Genomic DNA, 24,099 nt, shown 5'->3' with positions numbered 1-24,099 from the left:
CACTTAATGACAGTGTCACTAAGTGACAGATGCTGCAAGCACCCACCCCCCCTCTGAACTTGAGCGAACTTGAGGGGTAGCCAGATGCGTCACTTAGTGACACGATGTCATCAAGTGATGCACCGGCATCGCCTCGCCCTCAGACGAATCGGGAGAAGTGACCACCATGGAGAGCAAGAGCTTCCTGGAGACGAAGTCCGACGCGCAGGCAGGACAGGCAGCGCCCGCGGCGCCCCCGCAGCGGCCTTCAGCCCTCGACCAGGCGGGCGGCACCAAGGGCGTCATCTACTCGGCGCTGCCCGCGCTGGCATTCGTCATCGCCCACAACTTCCTCGGGCTCACGGCGTCGATCGTCGCCGCCTTCGCCGTCGCCGTGGCCATCGGCGTGGCGCGGCTGGTGGGCGGGGAGTCGGTGCAGCCCGCGATCGGCGGCGTGTTCGGCGTCGCGGTGGCCGCCGGGGTCGTCTGGTTCACCGGCTCCGCCAAGGACTACTTCCTCATCGGCATCTGGGCCAGCCTGGCCGGCGCGATCCTCTTCCTCGCCTCGGTGCTGGTGCGGTGGCCGCTGGCAGGCGTGATCTGGAACGTGGCCACCGGCAAGGGCAACGTCTGGCGCGCGGACAAGCGCTCGCGGCTCTACTACGACATCGCCACCCTAGCCCTGACCGCCGTCTTCGGCGCCCGGTTCGCCGTCCAGCAGTACTTCTACGCCACCGACCAGGTCGGCTCGCTTGGCGCCGCAAAGATCGCCATGGGCTTCCCGCTGCTCGCCCTGGCCCTCCTCGTGGTCGCGTGGGCCGCCCGGTGCTCGAACAAGCGACTGGCCGCCATCGGCCTGCTGCCCGCCAAGGGCGCCTGAGCGCTCCCAGCCCGGCCTCCCCCGGTACGCACCCCGGTACGCACTGGCTGCGGACGTCACTTAATGTCAGTAAGACACTCACGGCAGGAACGCGAGCGGAGGCGGGACATGAAGGACCAGCGGCGCGACCGGCTGCGTCTGGAGATTTCCCGGGAGGCGGCACGCCTGTTCTGGGAACAGGGCGTGGACGCCACCAGCGGAGACCAGATCGCCGAGGCGGTGGGCCTGTCCACCCGCACCATCTGGCGCCACTTCCGCAGCAAGGAAAGCTGCGCCGAACCCATCGTGATGCAAGGCGTCGCATGGGAGATGCGCACGCTGCGCAACTGGCCCGCGAACCTCTCGCTCGAAGAGCACTTCACCGCGGAGGTGAGCCGGTTCGGCCGTGAGGCCGACCCCGTCGAGCACGCCGACAACGCGCTCGCGATGCGGATGATCCGCCTCGCCGATACCGAACCACCCCTCCGCACGGCCTGGTTGATGGCCTGTGACCAGGTGGAGCGCGAGATGGCCGAGATCATCGCGAAGCGTCTCGACCTCCCGGCCGACGACCTCCAGGTACGCCTGCACGCCGCAGCGGCCTCCGCCGCCTTCCGGGTCCTCAACGAGCACATCGGCGCGGCACTTCTCGACGGCGCCGACCCCGCACAGTTCGCCGACGCGCCCGAACGCCTGGCAGGCGTCGTCCGCAGGGCGACGGGAGGGGCTGTGGGGGACCCGGTCACCGACTGAGCCGACCGCCGCAAAGCCGCAAAGGTCTCAAGGTCTCAAGGCCTCAAAGGCGGATCACAATTTTCCCCCGCGTGTGCCCGCGCTCCGCGTCGGCATGGGCCTGTGCGATCTCTTCGAGGGCGTAGGTGCGCTCGATGCGCGGCGTGTAGCGGCCCTGCCCACCGAGCTCTGCCGCCGCAGCCAGGAGAGCGGAGTCGTTCGCGGCGTTCACCACGCGCACACCCAGGCGCTCCGCGTTGACGTGGTCGGCGACCGTGGACACACGGGCAGCATCGCCCACGATCGCAACGAGGTCGGCAAGGGACCCGGAGGCCGCAGTGTCGAGGGCGATGTCGACACCGTGCGGAGCGAGGACGGCGAGGCGCTCCGCGAGACCGGTGCCGTAGGTGGTGGGCACGGCGCCGAGAGAGGCGAGGAACTCGTGGTTGCGCTCGCTGGCCGTCCCGATCACGGTGGCACCCTGAGCCACCGCGATCTCGACTGCGGCACTGCCCACGCCTCCGGCGGCACCCTCGACGAGAAGGGTCCGCCCGTCAAGGGGACCGAGCGCGTTCAGCCCGCCCATCGCGGTCACGGACGCCAGGCCGGCGCCGGCTGACTCCTCGTCGCTCCACGTGGCGGGCGCGTGGGCCCAGGCCGAGAGCACGGCAAGCTCGGCTGTCGCGCCGGTGACACCGCCAAGACCGAAAACACGGTCGCCGATGCTCACCTCCCGCACCCCGTCACCGATCTCGTCGACCACACCGGCGGCATCGCGCCCGGGGATCGCAGGCAGCTCCAGGGGGAGCACCTCCCGCACCGCGCCTGCACGCACTTTCCAGTCGATGGGATTGACTCCGGCGGCCGCGACACGGATGCGGATCTCCCCGGGCCCGGGGTGCGGCTCGGGTACCTGCTCGATCACCAAGGTCTTTACGTCGCCGTACTCGTGGAAGCGGGCTGCGCGCATGAAGTCCTGCCTTCTACTTCTCCGAGGGGAGCCTGAACGGGCCCGCCGTAGGGTCGGTGCGCTCGGAAAAGATCGCGAGCGCCGATATCCGCTACGTTAGAACCTGACGTTGACGTCAGGTGCAAGTCTGACGCGCCAGTCGCACGAAGGAGGAGCGGTGGGGATGCGGATCGGAGAGGTCGCCGAGAAGGCGGGGGTGAGCGTCCGCGCGCTGCGCTATTACGAGGAACAGGAGCTGCTTCACGCCGACCGCAGTTCCGGCGGTCAGCGGCACTATCCCGACACCGCCGTCGGCCGGGTCAAGCTGATCCAGCAGCTCTATGCCGCGGGTCTGCCGAGCAGAACCGTCCGCGTGGTGCTGCCGTGCGTGGACTCGGGCGGCGCGCCCTCGGCGGCGCTCCTGGACCAACTGGCAGCCGAGCGCGTCGACGTCGACCGGCGCATCACCGACCTGCTCGAGGTGCGTGACCGGCTCGATGACGTGATCGCCATAGCGCTGGACCCTGACCACAGTTGCTCTCCCCCGGAGTAAGCCCTGCCCCCAAGAGGATCCGCCGTCAGGCGTCGGTCAGGGGTTGGTGCCCACATTCGAGAACCCCTGTGCGACGTCACTTACGGCGTCAACGATGCCGTGCCCGAAAGCGGTCGGAGCGATGAGCACCCCGAAGATCAGCACGACGGCCATGGTCATTCCCGTGTTGAGCCGACTCCGGGCCAGAGGTTTTCTCCGCCACAGGAAAAAGATGATGACGGCCAGCAGTACCGCGAGATCGATGGTCAGCACCACTTGGCAAGTCCCCCCCATCAAGCAAGAACGGCCAGTCCTCCTATGTAGCTCGAAGCGTGTGGTGCAGTCACGTAGCTATCCACGATTGGCGACATACCGCGCATCTTGGGCTGGATTGGCCTGTGCCAGGCGGGTATGCCGGGAAGCGGGGCGCGAGGGAGGCCCCCGGTGCGCGCGATCCGGGAGCGTCCCTCCCGTACTTACCTACTCGTTCAGTCGCAGCCCCCGGCTCTCCGCGACGCGAAGGGCGTCGTGCAGGGCCTCGGTCAGGCGCTGGGCGAGGAAGCGGAGTTCGTGCTCGGGGGTATCGGGGAGCGTTTCACGGGCGTACGTCAGGAGCTGACTGCTCATGCCTAGCTGGACGGACTCCATCGCGTCGGCGACCCGGGACACGGGGCCGGTGTCGTCGCCGATGAGGTAGCAGGGTTTGCCTTCCGGGCCTGACCAGGGCAGCAGGCGGGCGGGGCGGAGGAACTCCGGCTCCGGCATCTCCGACATCAGGCGACCTCCATGCCGTGGATCCAGTAGGGGCCGGGGACATCCAACCCCAGGGTGGCAAGCACCAGTTCGCGTCGGCGTCTGCGGTGTTCGTGGGCCGTGAGGTAGGGGCGTACGAGGGGGCTTGCCTCGCCTGCGAGGGGAGCGCGGTCAAGTCCGTAGGGGCTGCGATGGCTGGGGAGGGCGGGGGTCGCGAGGATCGGCGCGGGCCGCGTCACGCCGAGCGGCGTGCTGCTACCGCTGCGACGGTGCGTGCCGCGGGGTTGCAGCAGTAAGCACACCCACGCAGCGATGCGGTCGATAAGGTCGGTCACGTCGTCAGCTCCTTGTACTAGCTGGTGGCCATGCCCCGGGACGGATAGCGGCCGTCGCCGGGGTCTGTCATGCCTCCACGCTAGCGGGAGTGCGGCAGGTGTACTAGGTATGTCGCAGCTCGCACAGATGTCCCAGCATGCTCATCATGGTGTGGTGATGGAGTTCGTACCCGATATCCCCCGCTGGCGTCAGGTCGCCGAGGTCATCCGCCGCCGCATCGCGGACGGGACCTATCCGCCAAGGACGCGCGTCCCCTCCGTCGTCCAGATCACTTCCGAGTTCGGCATCGCCACGGCTACCGCGCAGAAGGTGCTTCAGGCGATGCGCGCGGAAGGGCTGACCTACACGGAGCCGGGCCTCGGCTCCTTCGTGGCCAGGCAGCCCGAGAAGCCCAGCCAGCAGGACGACGCGTAGGCGCAGCCGGATCTCGACCGAACACGCCCCGTCTGGCGCAGGTCGCGGCAGCAACCGTTACATCCCGGATCGCCGACGGCACCTACCCCGTAGGCGCGCGGGTGCCGTCCGCCGTCGAGCTGCCCTCCGAGTTCGGTATCGCCGCCTCGACAGCCCAGAAGGCCCTGACTCACCTCAAGGCAGAAGGCCTCCCCCACCTCAGCCCCGGCGCAGCCGGACCTCCCCCGCGTCAGCCCACCCTGCTCGCGCCCGGCGGCTGGCCCGTGACGCGTTTGAAGGCTCGGCTGAACGCGGCCTGCGAGGTGTAGCCGAGGCGTTGTGCCACGGACTGGATCGGCAGCGTGTCCTGGGCAATCCACTGACCGGCGAGGAGCATCCGCAGTTCCGTGGCATAGCGGAGGGGCGGCATGCCGATCGTGGTCTGGAACCGGTCCGCGAAGACGGACCGGGAGACATTGCATTCCGCTGCCAGCTCCGCCACGGTCCAGTGATGTCCGGGCTGCCGGTGCAGGGCCAGGATGGCGCAGGCCAGACGGGGGTCGCGCAACGCGGCCACGAGGCCGGAGGCACTGTCGCATCCGCACTCGATCCAGCCCCGCACGATCATGGCCGCCGCCACTTCGGCGAGACGGGCAAGGATGCCTGCGAAGCCCACGCGCCCGGAGCAGACTTCGCGCCTCATGGACGTGAGGATCGGCATGAGCCCGGGGTAACGCTCTCCCCCGGCGTCGACCAGCATGACGTCCGGCATCAGCTGGCTGATGCCCTGCATTCCGCCGAGGTCGAACTCCATGTAGCCGTTGAAGAAGATCGCGCTGGGATTCGGGTCGGTGCTCGGGCAGGTGTCCACGTCACAGACCGTGTCGCTGAGGGGAATGCCGGTGAAACTGTCCATGCCCAGGACCCGTACGTCCGGACCGGAGAGCAACTGGTGGGACTCGCCGTGGGGCATGAATATGGCGTTGCCCGCCGAGAGCTCATGGACGGTTCCGTCCGCGGTGCGCAGGACGGCGGAGCCGACGGCGAGGAAGTGGAAATAGGCGTGGCCGGGCTTGGCGTCGAAATTGAGGCCGAACCGGGGGCCGACATGGACGCGCCGGTACTGGACACCGCGCAGCCGCATGCTGGTCAGCAGTTCGCTGATGAGGTCGGACGACAGGGCGAACTGCCCTGAAGCCCCTCCACCAGCTCCTCCGCCAGCCCCTCCGCCCGGACTCTCGGTCAAAGATTGCAGACTTTCCGTCATAGCTCATCCTGAATATCGCGTGCAGCCTTGACTTGAACCTCTCATGCGATTCAGGAGAAGTAAAAGGTGAGCAGCGATATACGTGACACGGTGACCGACGCCAAGCCTGGCGAACCCCACGACAGGGCCTCGGTACCGCCCGAACCGGCCTCATCGTCCTGGGCGGCGGTGTTCTCCCTTGCGGTGGGTGTCTTCGGCCTGCTGACGGCGGAGTACCTGCCGACAAGCTTGTTGACTCCGATGGCCGCCGACCTGGGGATATCGGAAGCCGTGGCAGGGCAGGCGGTGACTGTCACGGCGGCAGCGGCGATGATTTCCGGGCTGTTGACGGCGACCCTGACCAGGAAGATCGACCGAAGGGTCGTACTGCTCGGCTTCACCGTCCTGATGATCGTGTCCAATCTGTTGGTGGCCGTATCCACCAACATGGTGATGCTGATGCTGATGCGGATCCTGCTGGGAGTCGCACTCGGCGGCTTCTGGAGCATGGCGGCGGCGGTGGCGATGCGCCTGGTGCCCGCGGCTCTGGTTCCACGTGCGATCTCGATCATCTTCAGTGGCATCGCGGTGGCGACCATCGTGGCGGTGCCGCTCGGCAGCTTCTTCGGTGATCTGTCCGGCTGGCGCAGCACTTTCGTGGCGGCGGCCGTACTCGGAGTGGTGACGCTGCTCTTCCAGCTGTTCACACTGCCCCGGATGGCGCCCCGTAGCGCGGCACGTCTCGGCACGTTGTGGGAGGTGCTGCGACGCCCCGGCTTCGGGGTGGGCATCGTAGGAATGCTGCTGGTTCACATCGGGCACTACGCGCTGTTCACCTACATCCGGCCGGCTCTGGAAAACGTGGTGAAGGTCGACGTCGACGAGCTGGCGCTGCTGCTGTTCGTCTTCGGAGTGGCGAACTTCGTGGGCACGCTGGCGGCCGGATGGCTTCTGCAGATCAGCCTGCGCCTGACATTGACGCTGACGCCGGCGCTGATGGGCGCTGCGGCACTGGGCCTGGCCCTGCTTCCCGCCGGGAAAGTCGGGTACGTGGCCCTGGTGGTCCTCTGGGGCCTGGCCTTCGGCGGCGTATCGGTGGCGTGGTCGAACTGGGCGACGCGCATGGTGCCCGACCAGGCGGAAAGCGCGGGCGGACTCGTGGTGGTGGGCGTTCAGTCCGCTATCGCCGGCGGGGCTGCCGCGGGCGGTGTGATGTTCGGTATCGGCGGCGCCGTCACCGTATTCACCATCTCCGGCGTCGTGTTGCTCGCCTCCGCGCTGCTGATCCTGCTGCGGGTCAAAGCGCCCCGACACCTCGCAAGGAGCTGATTCATCGGTCCCGAGTTTTCCCCGCGATCGCGGATACGTTGCCGTGACACCGGCGACCCGTCACCTATAAGAAATTCCCCATGACGACATGCACGACATGCACGACATGTGCAACATGCGCAACATGTGCGGCACGGGGCCCGAGGAGTAATTGATGAGCAAGATCGAACAGACCGTCGAGATCCCCCACCTGGGCGGGTCGACCGTCGGGTACACCTTCGCCGGGCCGTACGACCCCGCGCTCCCGACGCTGGTCCTGATCAACTCGTACACCACATCGGCCGAGCTGTACCGGCCGCAGTTCACCGACCCGGCGCTCGGGTCCGCGGCCAACCTGCTCGCGCTGGAGCCCTACGGGCACGGCCGCACGAGGGCCTCGTACCAGCACTTCACCTACTGGGACAGTGCGGTCGCGAACCTTCAGGCCCTCGAAGCCCTCGGGATCCGCGAGGCCTTCGTCCTGGGGACCTCGCAGGGCGGCTGGGTGGCGGCCCGCATGGCGCTGCTCGCCCCGGACGTCACCAAGGGCCTCATCCTGCTCGGCACGTCGATGGACTACGAGAGCCAGCGCAGCCGCGACCTGGGGTGCTGGGACGGGATCGGGTTCAACACGCCGTACATCGACGCTCTCGCCGAACCGGTCGGCGAGGACTGGGTCGTGCCGGACCAGTTCATGGACGACGTGTTCGACGCGGCCCTGGGCGGCGTCTCGGGCAAGGAACGCGAGTTCTGGCTCGCCACCTACCGTGCGAACTACGCCGGTGATGCCGGGCGCCACCGCCTGCGCGTCAGCACGGTGAACCTGCGCGACCGCGACGGGCTCCACGGCAGGATCGACGAGGTCCGCTCCCCTGTCCTGTGGTTGCACGGCACCTCGGACCAGGTGTACTCCGTGGCGAACGCCCAGGACGAGATCCGGATGTTCACCCATTCCCCCGAGGCGCGTCTGGAGGTCATCGAGGGCGGGCAGCACTTCCTGAGCGCGTCGAACCCCGCGGAGGTCGACTCCGCGGCGATCGACTTCGTGAAGCGCTGGGGATGAGTTGCCACCGAGGCGCCCGGACAGGCCTCGACGTCGGTCGAGTAAGACCTGCGGCCGGGTAGGAATCAGTGAGCGACTTCCCTCTGCGCCTCGTACAGATTCCGTGGCCGCACCGCGCCCGTGGTCCCGTAGAGCTCGATCCGGGAGTGCAGGTCTCCGGAGAAGTCCGGTACGTCGATCTGGTCGAACTCGCGGACCTCGTTGATGCCGACCGTCGCGCTGTACGGGGCCAGGCCGTCGATCTTCATCAGGCCTGCTCGCCCATTGGTGACGCGGATGTTCCAGTGGGTGAAGCGGGCGCCGAAGAGCGGGCCCGCGCTGGCGTCTCCGCCGTGGCGGCCGTTGTTGTCGACCGTGATGTCCGTGCGGACGTTCGCGAAGGGCATGCCCCTGTGGCTGTCGAACGTGCCCATCTCCATGACGCCTCGGGACCAGACGTTGTAGGAGGACAGGCCCTCCACGTTGATGCCGTGGAGCTGGGTGCCTGAGGGTGCGGGGACCGTACGTTCGTCGATCCTGAAGTCCTCTATGAGGTTGTCGTGCGAGCCTTCCCGGCAGAAATACGGGTGGTGCGCGCCCCTGCCCGTCACCCGTGTGCGGCGCAGCGTGCAGGCCGACGCGCTCACCAGGCCGAAGCCGTTGTCGACGTGGCGGACCACGATGTCGTCCGCCCAGCAGTCGTACGCGCACTGGAACGTGACCCCGTTGTAGCCCTTGTCCAGGAGGTGCGGGGATTGCGGGGTCTCCACCGCTTCCAGCGTCAGGGCCTCAACTCCCGCCCCCGTCAGCGCCTTTACGTGCGTCGTCAGGCGTGGGTCCCACTCCTCTCGTACGTCCAAGGGGAGCGGGCGTTCCAGGGTGACGGTGCTCTTCTTTACTGAAGTGATCCGTACCGGCCACTCGTACGGCACGTATGACGTCAGTTTTGTTTTGTCGTCCCATACATACGACGCCGAGCCCTCTCCCCCGCCCGCCATGTGCTCCAGGAGCGTGTGGGCCGCGTCGTCCGCCAGGCGCAGGAGCACCAGGTCGCCCTTGTGGAGGCGGGAGGTGTCCGTGACCCTCAGGGTGCGGTCGCCTCGCCTCGCGGGGGCGACGGTGCTCAACGTCTGCCACTCGTCGCGCTTGTTGCCCGTCCAGCCCTCGAAGGGCCACGCCTTCGCCTTGACGGCCGTCGTCAGCGACTCCCAACGGGTCTCCGCGCAGAGCCAGATGAGGCCTCCCGCCCAGGACCAGCTCGACTTGTCCCCGCCGTAGCGCGAGCCGTACGGGCCGATCAGTTCCGTGAGGTTCTTCGTCGCGTGGAGGGTGGTGCGGGAGCTGCCCGCACCCCGGAGGACCACGTTGTCGTGGGCGATGCGGATGATGCCGTCGATGCGGTACTTGCCGGGCGGAACGACGACCGTGCCGCCGCCTCTCCTTCCCGCGTCGGCCAGCGCCCGGTTGATCGCGGGGGCCGCGTCAGACGTGCCGTCCGGCCTGGCTCCGTAGTCCCTTACGTTCGCGACCACTTTGGGGCGAGGGAGGTTGCGGGTGCCGGAGCGGGCGCCCGCGCGGGCTATGTAGGGGATTTGGGGGTGCGTGTACGGGGTGGCCTTGAACTCCCGCCAGAGGGTGGGGGTTTCGCCGGTCGCCGCCGATGCCGTTCCCCCGGCCGCGCCGGTCGCGGCAACCGCCGCCACGGCCACCGCCCCGCCGAGTACGCCACGCCTACTGGGGTGCATCTTGTCCATGCCCATACCCGCCGCCCCCTTATCCATGGATGTGAACACCATTCATGTCTGCGATGGGCGTGAGCATGCCACGGCGGCCTCGTACGGGGAAGATGCCGTGCTGCCCGCCTACGAAGTCGGAGCGGGGGCCGCGGCGACCCGCTCGTACGTCGATATTCGGCGGGCCGGACGCGGCGGCGGCCACGATGCGGCCCGGTGATCTGCGCGCCGGCCTGAGCGCGATCGGCCGCCAGTACACGGACCTGATCGGCCGGCCCGCGATGGCGGCCCTCTTCCGCATCGTCATCGCCGAACTGCCGCGCTTCCCGGAACTGGGACGGGCCCAGTTCGAGCTGGGCAAGCTGCCCTACTTCATCTCCGTCCAGCACATGCTGCTCGCCGACTGGAGTCCCGCACCTGCCGACGTCGGCCACGCCGTCGACGACGCGGTCACGACGATGCTTGCTCGCTACGGCCTCAGCGCCAACGACCCGCAGCAGCCCTGAGGGCTCCGGCCCCGCTGCGGGTGCGGAGTCTCAATAGCTGCACTTGCCAGTAACTCCCGAGTTTCCCGTCGGCGATTCGTGAGGAACGCCAATACATTAAGAGCCATGTGCGCCGATATCAGTCCTTTTCGGATCGAGATTCCGCAGACGGATCTCGATGATCTTCATGACCGTCTGGCCCGGACCCGGTCCCCGTATCCGATCCGCGGCGCCGGAGCAGAGTGGGATCACGGCATTCCGGCGGACTACCTCCAGGAGCTGGCCGGCTACTGGACGGACGGGTTCGACTGGCGGGCCCACGAGGCCAGGTTGAACAGATACCCACACTTCCTGACGGAGATCGACGGGCAGACCATCCACTTCTTGCATATCCGTTCGCCGGAGCCGAACGCCACGCCGCTGCTGCTGAATCACAGCTACCCGACCTCGTTCGTGGAGTTCCTGGAGGCGAGCGGGCCGCTGACGGATCCCCGCGCGCACGGCGGGGACCCGGCCGATGCGTTCCACGTTGTCGTTCCCTCGCTGCCCGGCTTTGCCTTCTCCAGCCCGCTCTCCGCGCGCGGCTGGAACCTGGAGCGCACCGCCCTGGCCTTCGGCGAGCTGATGACCCGGTTGGGCTATGAGCGCTTCGGGGTGGAGGGCGGCGATCTCGGTGCCGGTGTGACGGGCCGGGTGGCGATGCTGATGCCGGAGCGGGTGATCGGTGCGCACACCCATGGCGACCGGCTCCAGCTGGGTATGGCCGGTGAGGATCTGCCGGTGCCGGACGGACTGAGCCCGGACGAACGCACCGCGCTTGAGGAGGCCCAGCACCGGTGGTCGCAGATGAAGGGCTACAAGGTGCTGCACATGACGGCACCCAACGCCTTGTCCGCGGGACTCACGGACTCGCCGGTCCTGCAGTTGGCGTGGATCGCGGAGAAGTTCGTGCAGTGGGCCAACCCTGCGACGCCGATCAGCCGCGAGAACGTGCTGATCACCGCGAGCCTCTACTGGTTCACCCGCACGGGGCCCGCGGCCGGCGACTTCTACTGGGAGCTGGCCCATGCCGACAACCCGGGCTGGGGCAGTCCTTCGGGTGTGCCCATGGCCTCCTCGCTGTTCTACAGCGACCCGCTGGTCCGCAAGGTCCTCGGCCCCGGCGAGGACAGTCCGATGTTCTTCCGGGAGCACACCGAGGGCGGGCACTTCCCCGCGTTCGAGGTCCCCGACCTGTTCGTCGACGACATCCGGGCCTTCTTCAGGACCCTCCGCGACTAACTCGGAGTGCGTCACAGCTCTCCGGCCCGCTGCCTGCCCACCTGGACAGGCCGCGGGCCTTTAGGGTGCGTTCACCATGACCAAGATCCGTCCGAAGATCAGCGATCAGCAGCGTCGCGCCATGCTGGTGCGCCGGCACCTGCTCACCCCGCCTGCGCGTGCGACGTCGGTGGAGCAGGTCGCCGAGACGCTGGTGGGTCTGCACGCCACTGAACCAGCGACGGTATTCCTCTCCGTGGCCGCACGGATGAACGGCGCGACGCCGCAAGTGGTGGAGCGGGCCTTGTATGAGGAGCGGAGCCTCGTGCGGATGCTGTGCATGCGCCGCACCGTGTTCGTGGTGCCCAAGGAGCTTGCCCCGGTGGTGGAGGCGTCTGCCGCCCGCGCGGTCGCGGCACGTGAACGCGCCGCTCTGGCCAAGGTGCTGGCCGATCAGCTCGGGCGCGACACGAGATGGCTGGCAGACGTCGAGAGTGCGGTCGCCGCGGCCCTAGAGGGTCTTGGTGAGGCCGACGCCACCCAGATCGCCGACGCCGTGCCCCTGCTCAAGGAGCAGATCACCATCTCGCCGGGCAAGCCGTACGAGACCCGGCCCCGGATCAGCAACAAAGTCCTCACCGTGATGGCCGCCGAGGGCCGCATTCGCCGCAGCCGCCCTCAGGGATCCTGGACCTCGGCGAAGTTCCGGTGGACCTTGGCCGAACCCCACCCGCAGCTGCCGGCCGAGCAGGCCAGAGCCGAGCTCGCCCGACGCTATCTCGCGGCCTTCGGTCCGGTCACCCTCGACGACCTCAAGTGGTGGACCGGCTGGAACCTCACCCATGCTCGCACCGCCCTAGCCCGCACCGGTGCCTTCGAGGTCGGCCTCGAAGGCACCACCGGATACGTTCTGCCCGACGATCCGGTGCTCGACCCGAATGGGCGCGACGACACCGGCTTGGCGGTCAATCTGCTGCCCACGCTGGATCCCACGGCAATGGGCTGGCGGGACCGCGACTGGTATCTCGAACCCTCGCACGTGCCGGAACTCTTCGACCGCAACGGCAACATCTGCCCGACCGTGTGGGCGGGCGGACGCATCATCGGCGGCTGGAGGCAACGCGATGACGGGACGATCGTCACGGAACTCCTCACACCCCGAGCAGAGCGCCGGGTGCACACGGCCATCGCGGCCGAGGCCGACCGGCTCACAGAGTTTCTCGGCGACGTCCGTGTCCGCCCCCACGTGCGCACGCCCCTCATGGACCGCCTGAACGCGTAGTCTCACGCGCCATCTTGGCCGACAGCGTGACTTCAGCCTTGGACGCGGACCTTGCGCAAGTTGTGATAGCCGGGTGTACCAGTATGGGTTCAGCTCTGCGGCTGGGTCAGGTGGGTGAACGCGTCCAGGTTCCGCGTGGACTCGCCGCGCGACACCCGCCACGCGTACTCCTTGCGGATCGCCGACGCGAAACCCAGCTCCAGGAGCGTGTTGAAGGAGCCGTCCGCGTTCTCAAGGACCGAGCCGAGCAGGCGGTCGAGCTCGTCCGGGGTGATCGCCGAGAGCGGGAGCTTGGCGGTGAGATAGATGTCGCCGAGGGAGTCGATCGCGTAACTGACGCCGTACAGGCGCAGGTTGCGCTCAAGGAGCCAGCGGTGGACCGCGGAGTCGTTCTCGTCGGGGTGGCGGATCACGAACGCCGTCAGCGACAGGGCGTGCTTGCCGACCTTGAGGGAGAGCGTCGTCGACAGCTTGCGGGTGCCTGGGAGCGTCACCACGTAGGAACCGCTCTCAGGGCTCTCCCACTTCAGCTCCGCGTCGTCCAGCGTCCGCTCGATGATCGCGGTCGGCGCGGTGTCAGCCTGATCAGCCATGATGCGAGCGTACGCGACGCCTGTGCTCGTGCACCGCTGCCGTGTACACGTCCGCGGTGGCGGACGCGGCCGTGTCCCAGCCGAAGGATTGCGCGTGCCGTGCGGCCGCATCGCCCATGCGGTCCACAAGGTGTGGGTTGTCGGCGAAATTGCGCAGCACGCGCGCGTAGTGGGCCGGTTCGTGGCCGTCGATCAAGAAGCCCGTCACCCCGTCGCGTACGGCGACCGGCAGACCGCCCACCGATGCCGCGAGGACCGGGGTGCCCGCCGCCTGCGCCTCTATGGCCACCAGGCCGAACGACTCGCTGTACGAAGGCATCACCAGGACCGAGGCCGCCCTGAACCAGTCGGCGAGCTGCTCCTGGCCCACCGGCGGCTGGAAGCGGACGACGTCCGCGATGCCCAGCCTGGCGGCCAGCTTCTGCAGTCCCTCCGGCTTCGCGAGGCCGCTGCCGCTCGGGCCGCCCACCACGGGGACGACGATGTTCGAGCGGAGCTCGGGGCGCTGGTCCAGGAGGACAGCGACCGCGCGGAGCAGTACGTCCGGCGCCTTCAGGGGCTGGATGCGGCCCGCGAAGAGCGGGACAAGGGCGTTCTGCGGGAGACCGAGGCGGTGCCGGGCAGCCGCGCGGCCGTCGGCGGGGCGGAAGCGGTCGAGGTTCACGCCCGGGTGGACGACGGCGACCTTGCCCGCGTCCGCCTCGTAGTGGCGTACGAGCTCGTCTGCCTCTTCGGAGGTGTTGGCGATCAGCCGGTCGGCCGCCCGCACGATCTGCGTCTCGCCGATCACGCGCGCCGCGGGCTCCGGGGTGTCGCCCTCCGCGAGGGCGGCGTTCTTGACCTTCGCCATCGTGTGCATGGCGTGCACAAGGGGCACGCCCCAGCGCTCGGCGGCCAGCCAGCCGACGTGGCCGCTGAGCCAGTAGTGCGAGTGGACCAGGTCGTAGTAGCCGGGGCGGTGGCCCGCCCATGCCTGCATCACGCCGTGCGTGAAGGCACAGAGCTGCGCGGGCAGCTCCTCCTTCGCCAGGCCTTCGTACGGGCCCGCGTCCACATGGCGTACGAGGACGCCCGGGGCGAGTTCGACGGCGGGCGGCAGCGCGCCGGTCGTCGAGCGCGTGAAGATCTCGACCTCGATGTTGATCGCCGCGAGGCGCTTGGCCAGCTCCACGATGTAGACGTTCATGCCGCCCGCGTCGCCCGTGCCGGGCTGGTGCAGCGGGGACGTGTGCACGCTGAGCATGGCCACCCGGCGCGGGCGCCGGTGTGCCCCGGGGAGCCGGAGCCCCCTGGGCGCCGCCGGCGAGCGACGGCCGAGCCTGGTCACGTACTGGCTCACGTGGCAGTCCTCCTGGTGCGCGCGGGCATGGCTAAGCGGGCATGGCTCAAGGGAGGGCGTGCACGGTCCTCCAGAGGGTGAACATCAGAAGGGACGGCTCCATTTCCGCTTTACCAAACAATTACCGGCCACGGCTCAACCAATGACCCGGCCGGTGATCACCCCGTGCCCACGCCGGGCTCGGCGAGTACCCCCGCCGGACTCGACGAGTACCCCTGCCGCCAGGGCGCATACCCTTTCCACCATGGCCTCCCGCACCCCTTCCCGCCCCGTGGGGACGGTGACGCGCGGGACAACCAACCCCAACCGGCTGCGCCGCATGGACCGCTGGATCGCCGCTACGCACGGCGCCGAGCTGCGGCGCTCGGACGACCCCGTCGCCGTCGACCTCGGCTACGGAGCCGCTCCCTGGACAGCCCTCGAGCTGCTCGTCCGGCTCCGGACCGCCGCACCCCGCGTGCGCGTGGTCGGCGTCGAGATCGATCCGGCGCGGGTCGCGGCCGCGAAGCCGTACGAGAGGGAAGGGCTCTCCTTCCGGCACGGCGGCTTCGAGGTCCCGCTGCCGGGCAGGCCCCTGCTGATCCGCGCGGCGAACGTGCTCCGGCAGTACGACGAGGAGCAGGTCGCCGCCGTGTGGGAACGGCTGTGCGGGCGGCTCGCGCCCGGCGGGCTGCTCGTCGAGGGGACGTGCGACGAGATCGGGCGGCGGCACGTCTGGGTCGCGCTCGGACCCGACGGACCGCGCACGGTGACCTTCGCGACCCGACTCGGATCGCTCGACCGGCCTTCCGACCTCGCCGAGCGCCTGCCCAAGGCGCTGATCCACCGGAACACGCCGGGCGAGCCGGTGCACGCGTTCCTGCGCGACTTCGACCGGGCCTGGGCCGCCGCCGCGCCCTATGCCTCGTACGGCGCCCGGCAGCGGTGGATCAGGGCGGTGCGGGATCTGGCCGCGGACTGGCCCGTGGTCGACCGGGGTGCACGGTGGCGGCAGGGCGAAGTCACCGTGCGGTGGGAGGCACTTGCGCCGCTTCAGGGGTGAACTCGCGGAGGTGCCGTGGGTGAACTCGCGAGGCGCCCCCGGGTGAATTCGTGAGGTGCCTGCGTGTGAATTCGTGAAGTGGCGGCGGGTGAACTCCGCGTGCGGCGCGCCGTAAAGGGAACGATCTCCGCGTTCCGCTCGTCACATGGAGCGAACGGCGGGTGGTGATCGGACTTGCTGTCGCGCTCTGTCGCATTGCGCGTCGGCATGGCACCATCCGCGGGGCAACCGTAAGTTACTGACGGTAAATCAGCTTTGGGGGAGGCGGACGTGACCGGCAAGCGGAGTTCGACTGTGGCTGGCCTGGCGCTGATCTGCGCCGCGGCGGTGCTGAGCACACCCGCCGTGGCCTACGCGAGTCCGGCGAAGCCAACGCCCGGCAGCACCAAATCCCTTGAGGACCTGCGCAAGGAGATCGAGAAGCTCTACCACGACGCGGGCGTCGCCACAGACGCGTACAACGCGGCGGAGGAGAAGAGCGAGAAGCAGTCCAAGCAGATCGTGAAGCTCGCCCGCTCCATCACCAAGGGCCAGCAGAAGCTGGACAAGCTCAAGTCCCACGCGGGCGCCGCCGCCCGCGAGCAGTACCGCAGCGGCGGAGTGTCCTCCGAGGCCCGGCTGATGCTGAGCGACGACCCCCAGGAGTTCCTGGACAGCGCCGGGCGGATGCGGCAGGGCCACAAGGCCACCAAGGGCATGCTGACGGAGATGGAGCGGACGCAGGAAGACCTGCGGATCTACGCCAAGGACGCCACCGTCCAGTGGAAGAAGCTCGAGACCAACCGCAAGGCCAAGGCCGAGTCGAAGAAGAAGATCAAGAAGAAGATCGCGGCCGCCGAGGAGATGGAGTCGAAGCTCGAGAAGAAGGAGCTCGAGCGGCTCCGGAAGCTTGAGGAAGAGGCCCAGCTCAAGAAGCAGTCGGCGTGGGTGAGTTCGGGTGTCCTGAAGGACATCAAGGGCAAGGCGACAGGGCCCGGCAAGAAGGCCGTCGAGTTCGCCACCGCGCAGCTCGGCAAGCCGTACGTCTGGGGCGCGGAAGGTCCGTCCTCGTACGACTGCTCCGGACTCACGTCCAAGGCCTGGGCCGCCGCGGGCAAGGGAATTCCGCGTACGTCACAGGAGCAGTGGAAGCAGCTCCCCCACGTCGACATCAAGAACATGCGCCCCGGCGACCTGATCATTTATCACGCGGACGCCAGCCATGTCGGGATGTACGTGGGTGACGGCGCGATCGTGCACGCGCCGCGGCCGGGCCGCGATGTCACCGTCGCGGGTGCGGGATCGATGCAGATTCTCGGGGTCGTGCGGCCCGACAAGTAGCGGCCGCGGGCTTCACGAGCAGCGGTGAGCGGAGCGGGGTCCACGAGCAGCGGTACGGCACAGGGGGAGCCAGGGCGGGGCGTCCTGTGCGGGCCGCCCTGTGCCTCACGCCCCGTGCCGCAAGCCCTTTGCCGTACGTCATGTGACCCACCGCACCATCGGCCCGCCTCTCAACCCTTCAGGCGTGATGTTCGTCATCCCGGTCGGGACCTGTCGTGCCCAATTGCGGTCCTTGTTCCGGCATATGACGGTGGCTGTTTGCCGCGCGGCATTCCAATCGGGCCGTGGCTAACGCTATGGTCCCCGTCGGTGAATCGTTCGACCGTCGATCCACCGTGCCCTCGGGGGGAGGGAAGGAAACCGAAGCCATGCCCGTACCCATACCGCGGCAGAGGGCGATCCCGGCCGCGGAAGGCGGTCAGGCTCACGCTCTGCCGACGCCGACGCCCGCACCCGAGCCGGCGCCCGAATCCGTACCCACGCCCGTGGAATCCGCACCCACGCCCTTGGAGCCCGTACCCGCGCCCAGGGACATGGACCAGCAGCCGGGCGGACCGGGACTCAGCCTCCTGGTGATCGAGGACGACCCGGCGGGCTCCCTGAGCCTCCCCCGGATGCTCGACGCCCTGGGCAAACCCATCCGTATCCGCACCGCCCGCAACCTCACCGAGGCCGAGCGGCTGCTCACCGACGACGTGCACTGCATCCTGCTCGACCTCGCCATGACGGCCCCCGCGCCTCCCGCGGCCTCCGCTGCCGCCGCTGCTTCTTCGCTCTCCGCGGCCCCTGAGGAGCACGAGGACGAGCTGGCCACGCTCAAGCACGTCCTGCGCCTCGCGCCCCGGCACGCCGTCCTCGCGCTCACCGCGAACGGCGACTCCGAGCGCGGCGCCGAGGCCGTGCGGGTCGGCGCCCAGGACTATCTCTTCCGTGACGAGCTGGACGGACGGCTCCTCAGCCGCGCCATCCGGTACGCCGTGGAGCGCAAGCGCGCGGACGCCGCCCAGCGCCAGCTGACGGAGTCACGCCTTCGCGCCCAGGAGAACGCCCGCCTGGAGCGCGGCCTGCTTCCGACGCCGCTCCTCGACGGCTCACCGCTGAAGTTCGCCGCGCGCTACCGCCCCGGCCGCTCACGGGCGCTGCTCGGCGGTGACTTCTACGACACGGTGCGCACCCCCGACGGCTCCGTGCACGTCATGATCGGCGACGTCTGCGGCCACGGCCCCGACGAGGCCGCGCTCGGCGTGGAGCTGCGCATCGCCTGGCGGACGCTGACCTTCGCGGGCCTGTGCGGCGACGAGCTGCTCAGCACGTTGCAGAAGGTCCTTGAGCACGAGCGCGCCGACGAGGAGATCTTCGCGACGCTCTGCACGGTCGACATCGCCCCGGACGGGCGCAGGGCCGGGCTCTGCCTGGCGGGCCACCCGTCACCGCTGATCGCCCGCGACGGCCGCCTCGCCGAGCTGCTTCCGTACGAGAACAACGGCCCCGCGCTCGGACTCCTGCCGAACGCCCGCTGGCCGCGCCGCCAGGTGGAGCTCGGCGGCAAGTGGAGCCTGATGCTCTACACGGACGGCCTGATAGAGGGCCGCATCGGCCAGGGCAACCAGCGTCTGGGGCAGGACGGCATGGTGAAGATGCTCCGCCGCCAGATCGCCGCGGGCCTGCGGGGCGACGAGCTGCTTGAGGCCGCGGTCAATGAGGCGCGGGAGCTGAACGGTGGCGACCTGACGGACGACGTGGCGGTCCTGCTGCTTGACCGCGACCGCTGAGTACTTCTCCGCGCCCCTTGCGGGGCTTCTAGCGGCCGCCGTTGTAGGGCCCGTACGGACCGTCGCTGCTGGAGCCGCGGCGCCCGCCGCCGCCCCCGCCGCCGGTGATCTGCCGCAGCGCGGGCCGCACATCGACCATGTAGACGATGGTCGCGACGAGCCCGATGATCGGCAGGAACGACAGGATGTTGAAGATCAGGTTCACGATGAAGGCGAGCCCGAGGATGATCAGCCAGAACGGCTTGGTCTTCTTGTCCGCGGCGCGATAGGCGTCCTCACGCCGGACCGCCGCGTCGACGAGCGCGAAGCCGCTGAAGACGATCAGCACCAACGACAGCAGCCACATGAAGTTCGCGAACCCCTGCATCAGCACAACGTCCACCACCAGTCTCGGCTCTTGAAGCCTCTTGAGGCCATACAAATCATCGAATCGTCGAGTACGCGGACACCGTACCCGCTACCGGGTGAACGGGCCGGGCACTTCGCGAGTGCCCGGCCCGTTCGCCCGGTGAATGCCGTGCCGCAGGCCTACTTGGTGGACGGCGTGGTCTTCTTCGCCGCAGGCTTGCGGGCGGCCGGGGCCTTCTTGGGAGCGGGCTTCTTCGCCGGGGCGGCGGCAGCGGCCTTCGGCGCGGCCGACTCCGACGTCCCCGACTCGGCGGAGGCCGACTTCTCCTCGGCGTCCGGCTCGACGGCCACGGCCAGCTCGTTGATCTCCTCGGCGGCCTCGCCGCGCCAGGTCTTCACGGCCTGCTCGCCGTGCTCGGCGACCTCTTCGTACTTCTCGCGCGCCTTGACGGCGTACTCGGCCGCAACGCCGACCGAGCTGAGGGCAAAGCCCTGAGCGCTCTCGCTCAGCTTCTTCAGGTCGGTGTCGAGCGTGCCGAGCAGCTCGGAGACCCTGGTCTGGATGGTCTCCTGCGCCTCCTTGGCGCGGGCGACGGCCTTGTCCTGAACGGCCTTGGTGTCGGTGTTGCGCACGGCGTCGATACGGGCCGGTGCCTCGGCGATCAGCTGCTCGATGGCGCCCGGCACCCGCTTCGCCTGCTGGAACGCCAGGTCGGCGGTGCCGACGACGAAGTAGGCGGGGGTGGTGTCGGTGAGGGTGTTGCGCAGGTCGTCCTTGATGGCCATGGTGATGGTCCTCCCGGATTCGCGTTCAGCTTGAGGGGTGGTCCTTCGGGTCGGCATCACTGCCGTCGGCCGTGCGGGGGCCGTCAGCGGTGGCGTCCGTGTCGTCAACGTCGTCCGCGTTCTCCGTGTCTGCGTACGACGCCTCATCCGCGTACCCCGAGACCTCGAAGCCGTTCTCTTTCCTGAACGACTCGTAGATCTGCAACAGGACCTGCTTCTGCCGCTCGTTGATGGAGGGGTCGGCGAGGATGACGGCGCGCGTCTCCAGCTCGTCCCGCTCCTTCTCGTCGAGGATCCCGGCCCGGACATACAGCGTCTCGGCGGAGATCCGCAGCGCCTTGGCCACCTGTTGCAGCACGTCGGCACTGGGCTTGCGCAGGCCGCGCTCGATCTGGCTCAGATACGGATTGGACACCCCGGCGGCGTCGGCGAGCTGCCTGAGCGAGAGCTGCGCGTTGCGCCGCTGCTCACGCAGATACTCACCGAGATTGCCGACGTTGAGTGATGCCATGCCTCGATACTGCCTGCCGCTTGCTAACTATTGCAAGCGCCTGCTTGCAAAAGTGCGCTACGCCACTACAGGGTTGTTGAAGCTGAGCACGAAGGGTGCCGTATTCGCGGGGCACCTGTCGCGCCGGTCAGTCGGGTGCCGTCAGGGCCGCACGCGCGGCGGTGAGGATCTCCTCGGAGATCGGGAAGCCCGCAGTGGCCCGGGACAGGACCAGCGCACCGAACAGGGTGCAGAGTCGGGCGATGCCGTCCTGGTCGTCGACGGCGAGGAAACCTGCGAAGTCGGCCACCCCCTCGGTGTAGACGCCACGGGCCTCCTGCCCCCCGCCTTCACGTGCGACATCGGTGGCGAGCGCGGCAACCGGGCAACCGTCCGCCGGGGCGTCGCGGTGCTCGACGGAGAGATAGGTGTCGATCAGGGCCCGCTGGGCGGCGTCGCGCTGCCCGTCGTACCGCTCGAGACCGGCCGCATGGCGCTGGGCGAGCTCGGCGAAGGCGTGGGCGATGGCCTCATCGACAAGCGCCTCCTTGGAGGCGAACTGCTTGTAGAAGGCGCCGTGGGTCAGCCCGGCCGCCTTCATCAGGTCGGCGACGCTCACCTGCGTGCCCTGCTCCCGGAACAGCCGCGAGGCGTTCTCCACCACCCTGCGACGGTTCTCCTCCGCCTGCGCCTGCGATGCGCGGCCCATGGCCACCTCCTCCGCGAACCCCGTTTGGATGTCGACTGGCATCTATCGTAAACCGGTGTTTAGATTGGATGCGTAATCTAATTTGTGCGGGCGACCCCACGGCACCCGCCAGGACCGGAAGCAGAGGCAGAGGCAGACATGGAACTCAAGAACACGGTCGCGGTCGTCACCGGCGCCAATCGGGGGCTCGGGCGGCACCTGGCGGCCCAACTCGTCGAGCGGGGCGCCAAGGTCTACGCGGCGGCCCGCCACCCGGAGACGGTCGACCTGCCGGGCGTCACCCCGCTGCGCCTCGACGTCACGGACCAGGAGTCGATCCAGGAGGCCGCCCGCATCGCCTCGGACGCGACACTCCTGATCAACAACGCGGGCGCATCCACCGGCGCGACGCTGGTCGGAGGCGACCTGGGCGAGGTGCGCCGGGAGATGGAGACCAACTTCTTCGGCCCGCTTCTCACGACCCGGGTCTTCGCCCCCGTCATCGAGGGCAACGGCGGCGGCGGCGTCCTCAACGTCCTGTCCGTCCTGTCCTGGTTCCACCCGGCAGGACTCGGCTCCTACGCCGCCTCCAAGGCCGCTGCCTGGGCACTGAGCGACGCGACCCGCGAGGAACTGGCCCCCCGCGGCATCGCCGTCTCCGCGCTGCACGTCGGCTACATGGACACCGACATGGCCGCGGCCGTACCCGCCGACCAGAAGGCCGACCCCGTCGAGGTCGCGGCTCAAGCCCTGCACGCGATCGAGGAGGGCCTGCCCGAGGTCCTCGCCGACGAGACCAGCCGACTGGTCAAAGCGTCCCTGTCCGGCACGCCGGACGCGGCCTGAGCCGCACCTCACTTTCCGGCCCAGACCTCGCTCGTCCCGATCATCGGGCCGCGCAACCTCACCGGCAGGCACCGCCGCCATGGGGAGTTGCTCAGTCGGCCTGGCTGTTCGCGTGCTTGGGCAGGCAGAACATCAGGGCCCACATCAGGGCGAGGAGGCTACCGGCCCACCACAGCACGGTGATGAACGCGTCGCGGTTGAGTCCGGCGTCGGGTGAGCCGCCGGTGGTGGCGAAGAAGACCAGGGCGGTCAGCGCGGTGCCGAGGGCGATGCCCAGGTGAATCGCGGTGTTGAACAGGCCCGAGGCGGCCCCGGCGTCCTCGTGCGGGACCCTGGACAGAGACAGGTCGGCGAGCGGGCCGCCGACCATGCCGAGGCCGAAGCCGATCAGTACCACCGGAGCGGTCATCGCCAGCAAGGTCAGGTCCGCCTGGCCTGCGTCGGCCTCGGCCTGGAGACCGTAGGCGGCCATCGCGGCGAGCGCGACGAGAGCTCCGGTCTGGGGCAACCTGCGTGCGAAGCGCCCGGCGGTCTTCGCCGCGATGGTCGCGCCGGCCAGCTCTCCGACGGAGAGCAGCACGAAGGCCAGGGCCGCGTGGACGGGGCTCATGCCCAGACCCCGCTGGAGGTACAGCGTCCAGGTCATGAAGAACAGCCCGCACAGCAGGCCGTGCATCAGCTGCGCGGCCATGCCGCCGGAGAACTGCCTGCCCCGGAACAGGGACAGTGGCACGAGCGGGGCGTTGTCCTGCTTGCGCTGCTGGTGGCGCAGGAAGACGCCCAGCGCGAGGAGACCTGCGGCGAGCATGGCGAAGCACCACAGCGGCCAGTGGCGGAGGTACCCCTCGGAGAGGGGGAAGACGATCAGGACGATGGCCAGTGCGGACAGCACCATGCCGGTGAGGTCGAGCCTGTCGGCCTTCCGGGCGGTCGACTCGGGGATGAACTTGCGTCCCAGGAAGAGCACGGCGAGGCCGACGGGCACGTTGACCAGGAAGATCGGCCGCCAGGACAGCCCGAACAGATCGGCCTCGGTGAGCAGGCCGCCCATCACCGGGCCCAGGACGTTCGCGATGGAGAGGACGGCACCGTACAGACCGAACGCCTTGCTGCGGCTCTGCCCATCGAAGGTGACATGGATGGTGGCCAGGACCTGCGGGATCATCAGCGCCACCCCCACCCCCTGGAGCAGGCGGGCACCGATCAGCACGCCCGGCCCGGCGGCGAGGCCGCACAGGAGCGAGGCCGCGGTGAAGATGACGGTGCCGATCAGGAGAATCCTGCGTCGGCCGAAGAGGTCGCCGAGGCGTCCGCCGGTGATCAGGCCGACGGCGACGGGCAGGGAATAGCCGGTGGTCAGCCACTGCACCGCGGCCGGTCCCGCGCCGGTCGACTCCTGGATCGCGGGCAGGGCGGTCAGGACGACCGACTGGTCGAGGAGGTTCAGGAGCTCGGCACCCAGCAGCACCAAGAGGGCGATCCGGGCGGCCAAGGCCATTTTCGGGTGGTGAGGTGCTGGGCCGTCCGGGGACAGGGTGGTGTGCTGTGGCTCGTTGCCGAGCGCGGAGGAAGACACGACGGGAAACTCCTGATCCAAAGGATCGGGGAGCCCTGCCGACAGCCGTACCGGGGCCGGAAAGCACGGAACCCGGGGCAGACGGCAGAGCTGCACCCGGGAAAGAAGACTGCGGGGAAGGGTGACGCAACTCAGGCCAGCACGACGTCCGCCCCCGAACACGTGCGACAACACAGCACGCGGGGAACACGGACGACTACATGGCCTGGTTAATAGGACGTCACCTCAAGATCGACACACAGTAAGGAACACAGAAGGAACAGGGAAACCTGTCACTGCCACCGACACATCGCCACATCGCCACATCGGCACAGGAACTCATCCACGGTACGACACTCTTGGTGTGGGTGAGTGAGCTACCAGAAGGAGATCCATGTCCACGGTCGCCCTCTGCCAGGCACCTCTGACAG

The 24,099-nt window shown here is 68.9% G+C and carries 27 protein-coding genes; 14 read left to right on the top strand and 13 right to left on the bottom strand.

The genetic code is table 11. From position 1 onward, the window contains the following. Positions 1-166: 166 nt before the first annotated feature. Both ACFQ7F_RS29585 and ACFQ7F_RS29580 read left to right on the top strand, forming a co-directional pair. A complete protein-coding gene (locus ACFQ7F_RS29585) occupies positions 167-859 on the top strand; it encodes a DUF3159 domain-containing protein (protein ID WP_383276591.1) in 693 nt (230 codons plus the stop codon). A gap of 108 nt (positions 860-967) precedes the next feature. Beyond that, positions 968-1,591 (top strand): TetR/AcrR family transcriptional regulator, encoded by a 624-nt coding sequence (locus ACFQ7F_RS29580; RefSeq protein WP_383276588.1) that lies wholly within the window; start codon positions 968-970, stop codon positions 1,589-1,591. 43 nt (positions 1,592-1,634) lie between these two features. Here the strand turns inward: ACFQ7F_RS29580 and ACFQ7F_RS29575 are convergent, their stop codons facing one another. After that, on the bottom strand, positions 1,635-2,540 hold the full coding sequence (locus ACFQ7F_RS29575; RefSeq protein WP_383276584.1) for an NADP-dependent oxidoreductase: 906 nt from the start codon (positions 2,538-2,540) through the stop codon (positions 1,635-1,637). A 163-nt stretch (positions 2,541-2,703) separates the two neighbouring features. On the opposite strand from ACFQ7F_RS29575, the gene ACFQ7F_RS29570 reads away from it, so the two are divergent. After that, positions 2,704-3,072, top strand: a complete 369-nt coding sequence (locus ACFQ7F_RS29570; RefSeq protein ID WP_383276581.1) for a MerR family transcriptional regulator — start codon at positions 2,704-2,706, stop codon at positions 3,070-3,072. Positions 3,073-3,108: 36 nt separating this feature from the next. Here the strand turns inward: ACFQ7F_RS29570 and ACFQ7F_RS29565 are convergent, their stop codons facing one another. From ACFQ7F_RS29565 to ACFQ7F_RS29555, 3 genes are all read right to left on the bottom strand, one after another. Further along, complete coding sequence (locus tag ACFQ7F_RS29565) at positions 3,109-3,327, bottom strand: hypothetical protein (RefSeq protein WP_383276578.1); 219 nt, start codon at positions 3,325-3,327, stop codon at positions 3,109-3,111. Positions 3,328-3,531: 204 nt separating this feature from the next. Further along, positions 3,532-3,816, bottom strand: coding sequence for a hypothetical protein (locus ACFQ7F_RS29560; protein ID WP_383276639.1), 285 nt, complete (start codon positions 3,814-3,816; stop codon positions 3,532-3,534). Between the two features lie 8 nt (positions 3,817-3,824). Next, positions 3,825-4,043 carry a hypothetical protein gene (locus ACFQ7F_RS29555; RefSeq protein WP_383276575.1) on the bottom strand — a complete coding sequence of 73 codons (219 nt, stop codon included), beginning with the start codon at positions 4,041-4,043 and terminating at the stop codon, positions 3,825-3,827. Between the two features lie 253 nt (positions 4,044-4,296). Here ACFQ7F_RS29555 and ACFQ7F_RS29550 point away from each other — a divergent pair, with 253 nt between their 5' ends. Both ACFQ7F_RS29550 and ACFQ7F_RS29545 read left to right on the top strand, forming a co-directional pair. Beyond that, positions 4,297-4,554 carry a GntR family transcriptional regulator gene (locus ACFQ7F_RS29550; protein WP_383276572.1) on the top strand — a complete coding sequence of 86 codons (258 nt, stop codon included), beginning with the start codon at positions 4,297-4,299 and terminating at the stop codon, positions 4,552-4,554. Between the two features lie 32 nt (positions 4,555-4,586). Then, positions 4,587-4,862 carry a GntR family transcriptional regulator gene (locus ACFQ7F_RS29545; protein ID WP_383276636.1) on the top strand — a complete coding sequence of 92 codons (276 nt, stop codon included), beginning with the start codon at positions 4,587-4,589 and terminating at the stop codon, positions 4,860-4,862. Here ACFQ7F_RS29545 and ACFQ7F_RS29540 read toward each other — a convergent pair. Continuing rightward, complete coding sequence (locus ACFQ7F_RS29540; protein WP_383276569.1) at positions 4,784-5,779, bottom strand: AraC family transcriptional regulator; 996 nt, start codon at positions 5,777-5,779, stop codon at positions 4,784-4,786. The genes ACFQ7F_RS29545 and ACFQ7F_RS29540 overlap by 79 nt on opposite strands. 111 nt (positions 5,780-5,890) lie before the next feature. Here ACFQ7F_RS29540 and ACFQ7F_RS29535 point away from each other — a divergent pair, with 111 nt between their 5' ends. Both ACFQ7F_RS29535 and ACFQ7F_RS29530 read left to right on the top strand, forming a co-directional pair. Continuing rightward, positions 5,891-7,108 (top strand): MFS transporter, encoded by a 1,218-nt coding sequence (locus ACFQ7F_RS29535; RefSeq protein WP_383276566.1) that lies wholly within the window; start codon positions 5,891-5,893, stop codon positions 7,106-7,108. Between the two features lie 154 nt (positions 7,109-7,262). Beyond that, a complete protein-coding gene (locus ACFQ7F_RS29530) occupies positions 7,263-8,150 on the top strand; it encodes an alpha/beta fold hydrolase (RefSeq protein ID WP_383276563.1) in 888 nt (295 codons plus the stop codon). A gap of 65 nt (positions 8,151-8,215) precedes the next feature. On the opposite strand, the gene ACFQ7F_RS29525 is transcribed toward ACFQ7F_RS29530, so the two are convergent. Continuing rightward, complete coding sequence (locus ACFQ7F_RS29525) at positions 8,216-9,874, bottom strand: glycoside hydrolase family 55 protein (RefSeq protein WP_383276633.1); 1,659 nt, start codon at positions 9,872-9,874, stop codon at positions 8,216-8,218. A gap of 74 nt (positions 9,875-9,948) precedes the next feature. On the opposite strand from ACFQ7F_RS29525, the gene ACFQ7F_RS29520 reads away from it, so the two are divergent. The 3 genes from ACFQ7F_RS29520 (at position 9,949) to ACFQ7F_RS29510 (ending at position 12,889) form a co-directional block, all read left to right on the top strand. Next, positions 9,949-10,368, top strand: coding sequence for a TetR/AcrR family transcriptional regulator C-terminal domain-containing protein (locus ACFQ7F_RS29520; RefSeq protein WP_383276560.1), 420 nt, complete (start codon positions 9,949-9,951; stop codon positions 10,366-10,368). 105 nt (positions 10,369-10,473) lie between these two features. Continuing rightward, positions 10,474-11,628, top strand: a complete 1,155-nt coding sequence (locus ACFQ7F_RS29515; protein ID WP_383276557.1) for an epoxide hydrolase family protein — start codon at positions 10,474-10,476, stop codon at positions 11,626-11,628. 76 nt (positions 11,629-11,704) lie between these two features. Further along, positions 11,705-12,889: a winged helix DNA-binding domain-containing protein gene (locus ACFQ7F_RS29510; protein ID WP_383276554.1), complete on the top strand. Its 1,185-nt coding sequence runs from the start codon at positions 11,705-11,707 to the stop codon at positions 12,887-12,889. Between the two features lie 89 nt (positions 12,890-12,978). Here the strand turns inward: ACFQ7F_RS29510 and ACFQ7F_RS29505 are convergent, their stop codons facing one another. Next, positions 12,979-13,482 (bottom strand): YbjN domain-containing protein, encoded by a 504-nt coding sequence (locus ACFQ7F_RS29505; protein ID WP_383276551.1) that lies wholly within the window; start codon positions 13,480-13,482, stop codon positions 12,979-12,981. After that, the gene (gene mshA / locus ACFQ7F_RS29500; protein ID WP_383276548.1) at positions 13,475-14,821 is read right to left on the bottom strand and encodes a D-inositol-3-phosphate glycosyltransferase; all 1,347 of its coding nucleotides are present in this window, start codon (positions 14,819-14,821) and stop codon (positions 13,475-13,477) included. Before mshA ends, ACFQ7F_RS29505 begins: the two co-directional genes overlap by 8 nt. A 244-nt stretch (positions 14,822-15,065) precedes the next feature. On the opposite strand from mshA, the gene ACFQ7F_RS29495 reads away from it, so the two are divergent. From ACFQ7F_RS29495 to ACFQ7F_RS29485, 3 genes are all read left to right on the top strand, one after another. Then, positions 15,066-15,863 carry a class I SAM-dependent methyltransferase gene (locus ACFQ7F_RS29495; RefSeq protein WP_383276545.1) on the top strand — a complete coding sequence of 266 codons (798 nt, stop codon included), beginning with the start codon at positions 15,066-15,068 and terminating at the stop codon, positions 15,861-15,863. A 294-nt stretch (positions 15,864-16,157) separates the two neighbouring features. Then, entirely contained in the window at positions 16,158-17,183 is a 1,026-nt protein-coding gene (locus tag ACFQ7F_RS29490; RefSeq protein ID WP_383276543.1) for an NlpC/P60 family protein, read from the top strand. 296 nt (positions 17,184-17,479) lie between these two features. After that, the gene (locus tag ACFQ7F_RS29485; protein ID WP_383276630.1) at positions 17,480-18,955 is read left to right on the top strand and encodes a PP2C family protein-serine/threonine phosphatase; all 1,476 of its coding nucleotides are present in this window, start codon (positions 17,480-17,482) and stop codon (positions 18,953-18,955) included. A 28-nt stretch (positions 18,956-18,983) separates the two neighbouring features. Here the strand turns inward: ACFQ7F_RS29485 and ACFQ7F_RS29480 are convergent, their stop codons facing one another. From ACFQ7F_RS29480 to ACFQ7F_RS29465, 4 genes are all read right to left on the bottom strand, one after another. Continuing rightward, positions 18,984-19,340 (bottom strand): DUF2516 family protein, encoded by a 357-nt coding sequence (locus ACFQ7F_RS29480; RefSeq protein WP_383276541.1) that lies wholly within the window; start codon positions 19,338-19,340, stop codon positions 18,984-18,986. Between the two features lie 143 nt (positions 19,341-19,483). Then, positions 19,484-20,089 (bottom strand): hypothetical protein, encoded by a 606-nt coding sequence (locus tag ACFQ7F_RS29475; RefSeq protein ID WP_383276540.1) that lies wholly within the window; start codon positions 20,087-20,089, stop codon positions 19,484-19,486. A gap of 25 nt (positions 20,090-20,114) precedes the next feature. Next, a complete protein-coding gene (locus tag ACFQ7F_RS29470; protein WP_383276538.1) occupies positions 20,115-20,600 on the bottom strand; it encodes a helix-turn-helix domain-containing protein in 486 nt (161 codons plus the stop codon). Between the two features lie 127 nt (positions 20,601-20,727). After that, positions 20,728-21,288, bottom strand: coding sequence for a TetR/AcrR family transcriptional regulator (locus ACFQ7F_RS29465; RefSeq protein WP_383276535.1), 561 nt, complete (start codon positions 21,286-21,288; stop codon positions 20,728-20,730). Between the two features lie 138 nt (positions 21,289-21,426). Between ACFQ7F_RS29465 and ACFQ7F_RS29460 the strand changes: the two genes are divergently transcribed. After that, entirely contained in the window at positions 21,427-22,113 is a 687-nt protein-coding gene (locus ACFQ7F_RS29460) for an SDR family oxidoreductase (protein ID WP_383276532.1), read from the top strand. 91 nt (positions 22,114-22,204) lie between these two features. Here ACFQ7F_RS29460 and ACFQ7F_RS29455 read toward each other — a convergent pair whose 3' ends face one another. After that, positions 22,205-23,689, bottom strand: a complete 1,485-nt coding sequence (locus ACFQ7F_RS29455) for an MFS transporter (protein WP_383276528.1) — start codon at positions 23,687-23,689, stop codon at positions 22,205-22,207. Between the last annotated feature and the right edge of the window lie 410 nt (positions 23,690-24,099).

This window comes from Streptomyces sp. NPDC056486 (assembly GCF_042795295.1).
Lineage (GTDB): Bacteria > Actinomycetota > Actinomycetes > Streptomycetales > Streptomycetaceae > Streptomyces.
This window is presented reverse-complemented; position numbering and strand designations above follow the sequence as displayed.

What these genes read in the sequence shown, in the direction of transcription:
- ACFQ7F_RS29585 (WP_383276591.1), top strand. Translation starts at nt 167, where the DNA reads ATGGAGAGCAAGAGCTTCCTGGAGACGAAGTCCGACGCGCAGGCAGGA.
- ACFQ7F_RS29580 (WP_383276588.1), top strand. Translation starts at nt 968, where the DNA reads ATGAAGGACCAGCGGCGCGACCGGCTGCGTCTGGAGATTTCCCGGGAG.
- ACFQ7F_RS29575 (WP_383276584.1), bottom strand. Translation starts at nt 2,540, where the DNA reads ATGCGCGCAGCCCGCTTCCACGAGTACGGCGACGTAAAGACCTTGGTG.
- ACFQ7F_RS29570 (WP_383276581.1), top strand. Translation starts at nt 2,704, where the DNA reads ATGCGGATCGGAGAGGTCGCCGAGAAGGCGGGGGTGAGCGTCCGCGCG.
- ACFQ7F_RS29560 (WP_383276639.1), bottom strand. Translation starts at nt 3,816, where the DNA reads ATGCCGGAGCCGGAGTTCCTCCGCCCCGCCCGCCTGCTGCCCTGGTCA.
- ACFQ7F_RS29550 (WP_383276572.1), top strand. Translation starts at nt 4,297, where the DNA reads ATGGAGTTCGTACCCGATATCCCCCGCTGGCGTCAGGTCGCCGAGGTC.
- ACFQ7F_RS29530 (WP_383276563.1), top strand. Translation starts at nt 7,263, where the DNA reads ATGAGCAAGATCGAACAGACCGTCGAGATCCCCCACCTGGGCGGGTCG.
- ACFQ7F_RS29525 (WP_383276633.1), bottom strand. Translation starts at nt 9,874, where the DNA reads ATGCACCCCAGTAGGCGTGGCGTACTCGGCGGGGCGGTGGCCGTGGCG.
- ACFQ7F_RS29520 (WP_383276560.1), top strand. Translation starts at nt 9,949, where the DNA reads ATGCCACGGCGGCCTCGTACGGGGAAGATGCCGTGCTGCCCGCCTACG.
- ACFQ7F_RS29515 (WP_383276557.1), top strand. Translation starts at nt 10,474, where the DNA reads ATGTGCGCCGATATCAGTCCTTTTCGGATCGAGATTCCGCAGACGGAT.
- ACFQ7F_RS29510 (WP_383276554.1), top strand. Translation starts at nt 11,705, where the DNA reads ATGACCAAGATCCGTCCGAAGATCAGCGATCAGCAGCGTCGCGCCATG.
- ACFQ7F_RS29505 (WP_383276551.1), bottom strand. Translation starts at nt 13,482, where the DNA reads ATGGCTGATCAGGCTGACACCGCGCCGACCGCGATCATCGAGCGGACG.
- ACFQ7F_RS29495 (WP_383276545.1), top strand. Translation starts at nt 15,066, where the DNA reads ATGGCCTCCCGCACCCCTTCCCGCCCCGTGGGGACGGTGACGCGCGGG.
- ACFQ7F_RS29485 (WP_383276630.1), top strand. Translation starts at nt 17,480, where the DNA reads ATGGTCCCCGTCGGTGAATCGTTCGACCGTCGATCCACCGTGCCCTCG.
- ACFQ7F_RS29475 (WP_383276540.1), bottom strand. Translation starts at nt 20,089, where the DNA reads ATGGCCATCAAGGACGACCTGCGCAACACCCTCACCGACACCACCCCC.
- ACFQ7F_RS29470 (WP_383276538.1), bottom strand. Translation starts at nt 20,600, where the DNA reads ATGGCATCACTCAACGTCGGCAATCTCGGTGAGTATCTGCGTGAGCAG.
- ACFQ7F_RS29465 (WP_383276535.1), bottom strand. Translation starts at nt 21,288, where the DNA reads ATGGGCCGCGCATCGCAGGCGCAGGCGGAGGAGAACCGTCGCAGGGTG.
- ACFQ7F_RS29460 (WP_383276532.1), top strand. Translation starts at nt 21,427, where the DNA reads ATGGAACTCAAGAACACGGTCGCGGTCGTCACCGGCGCCAATCGGGGG.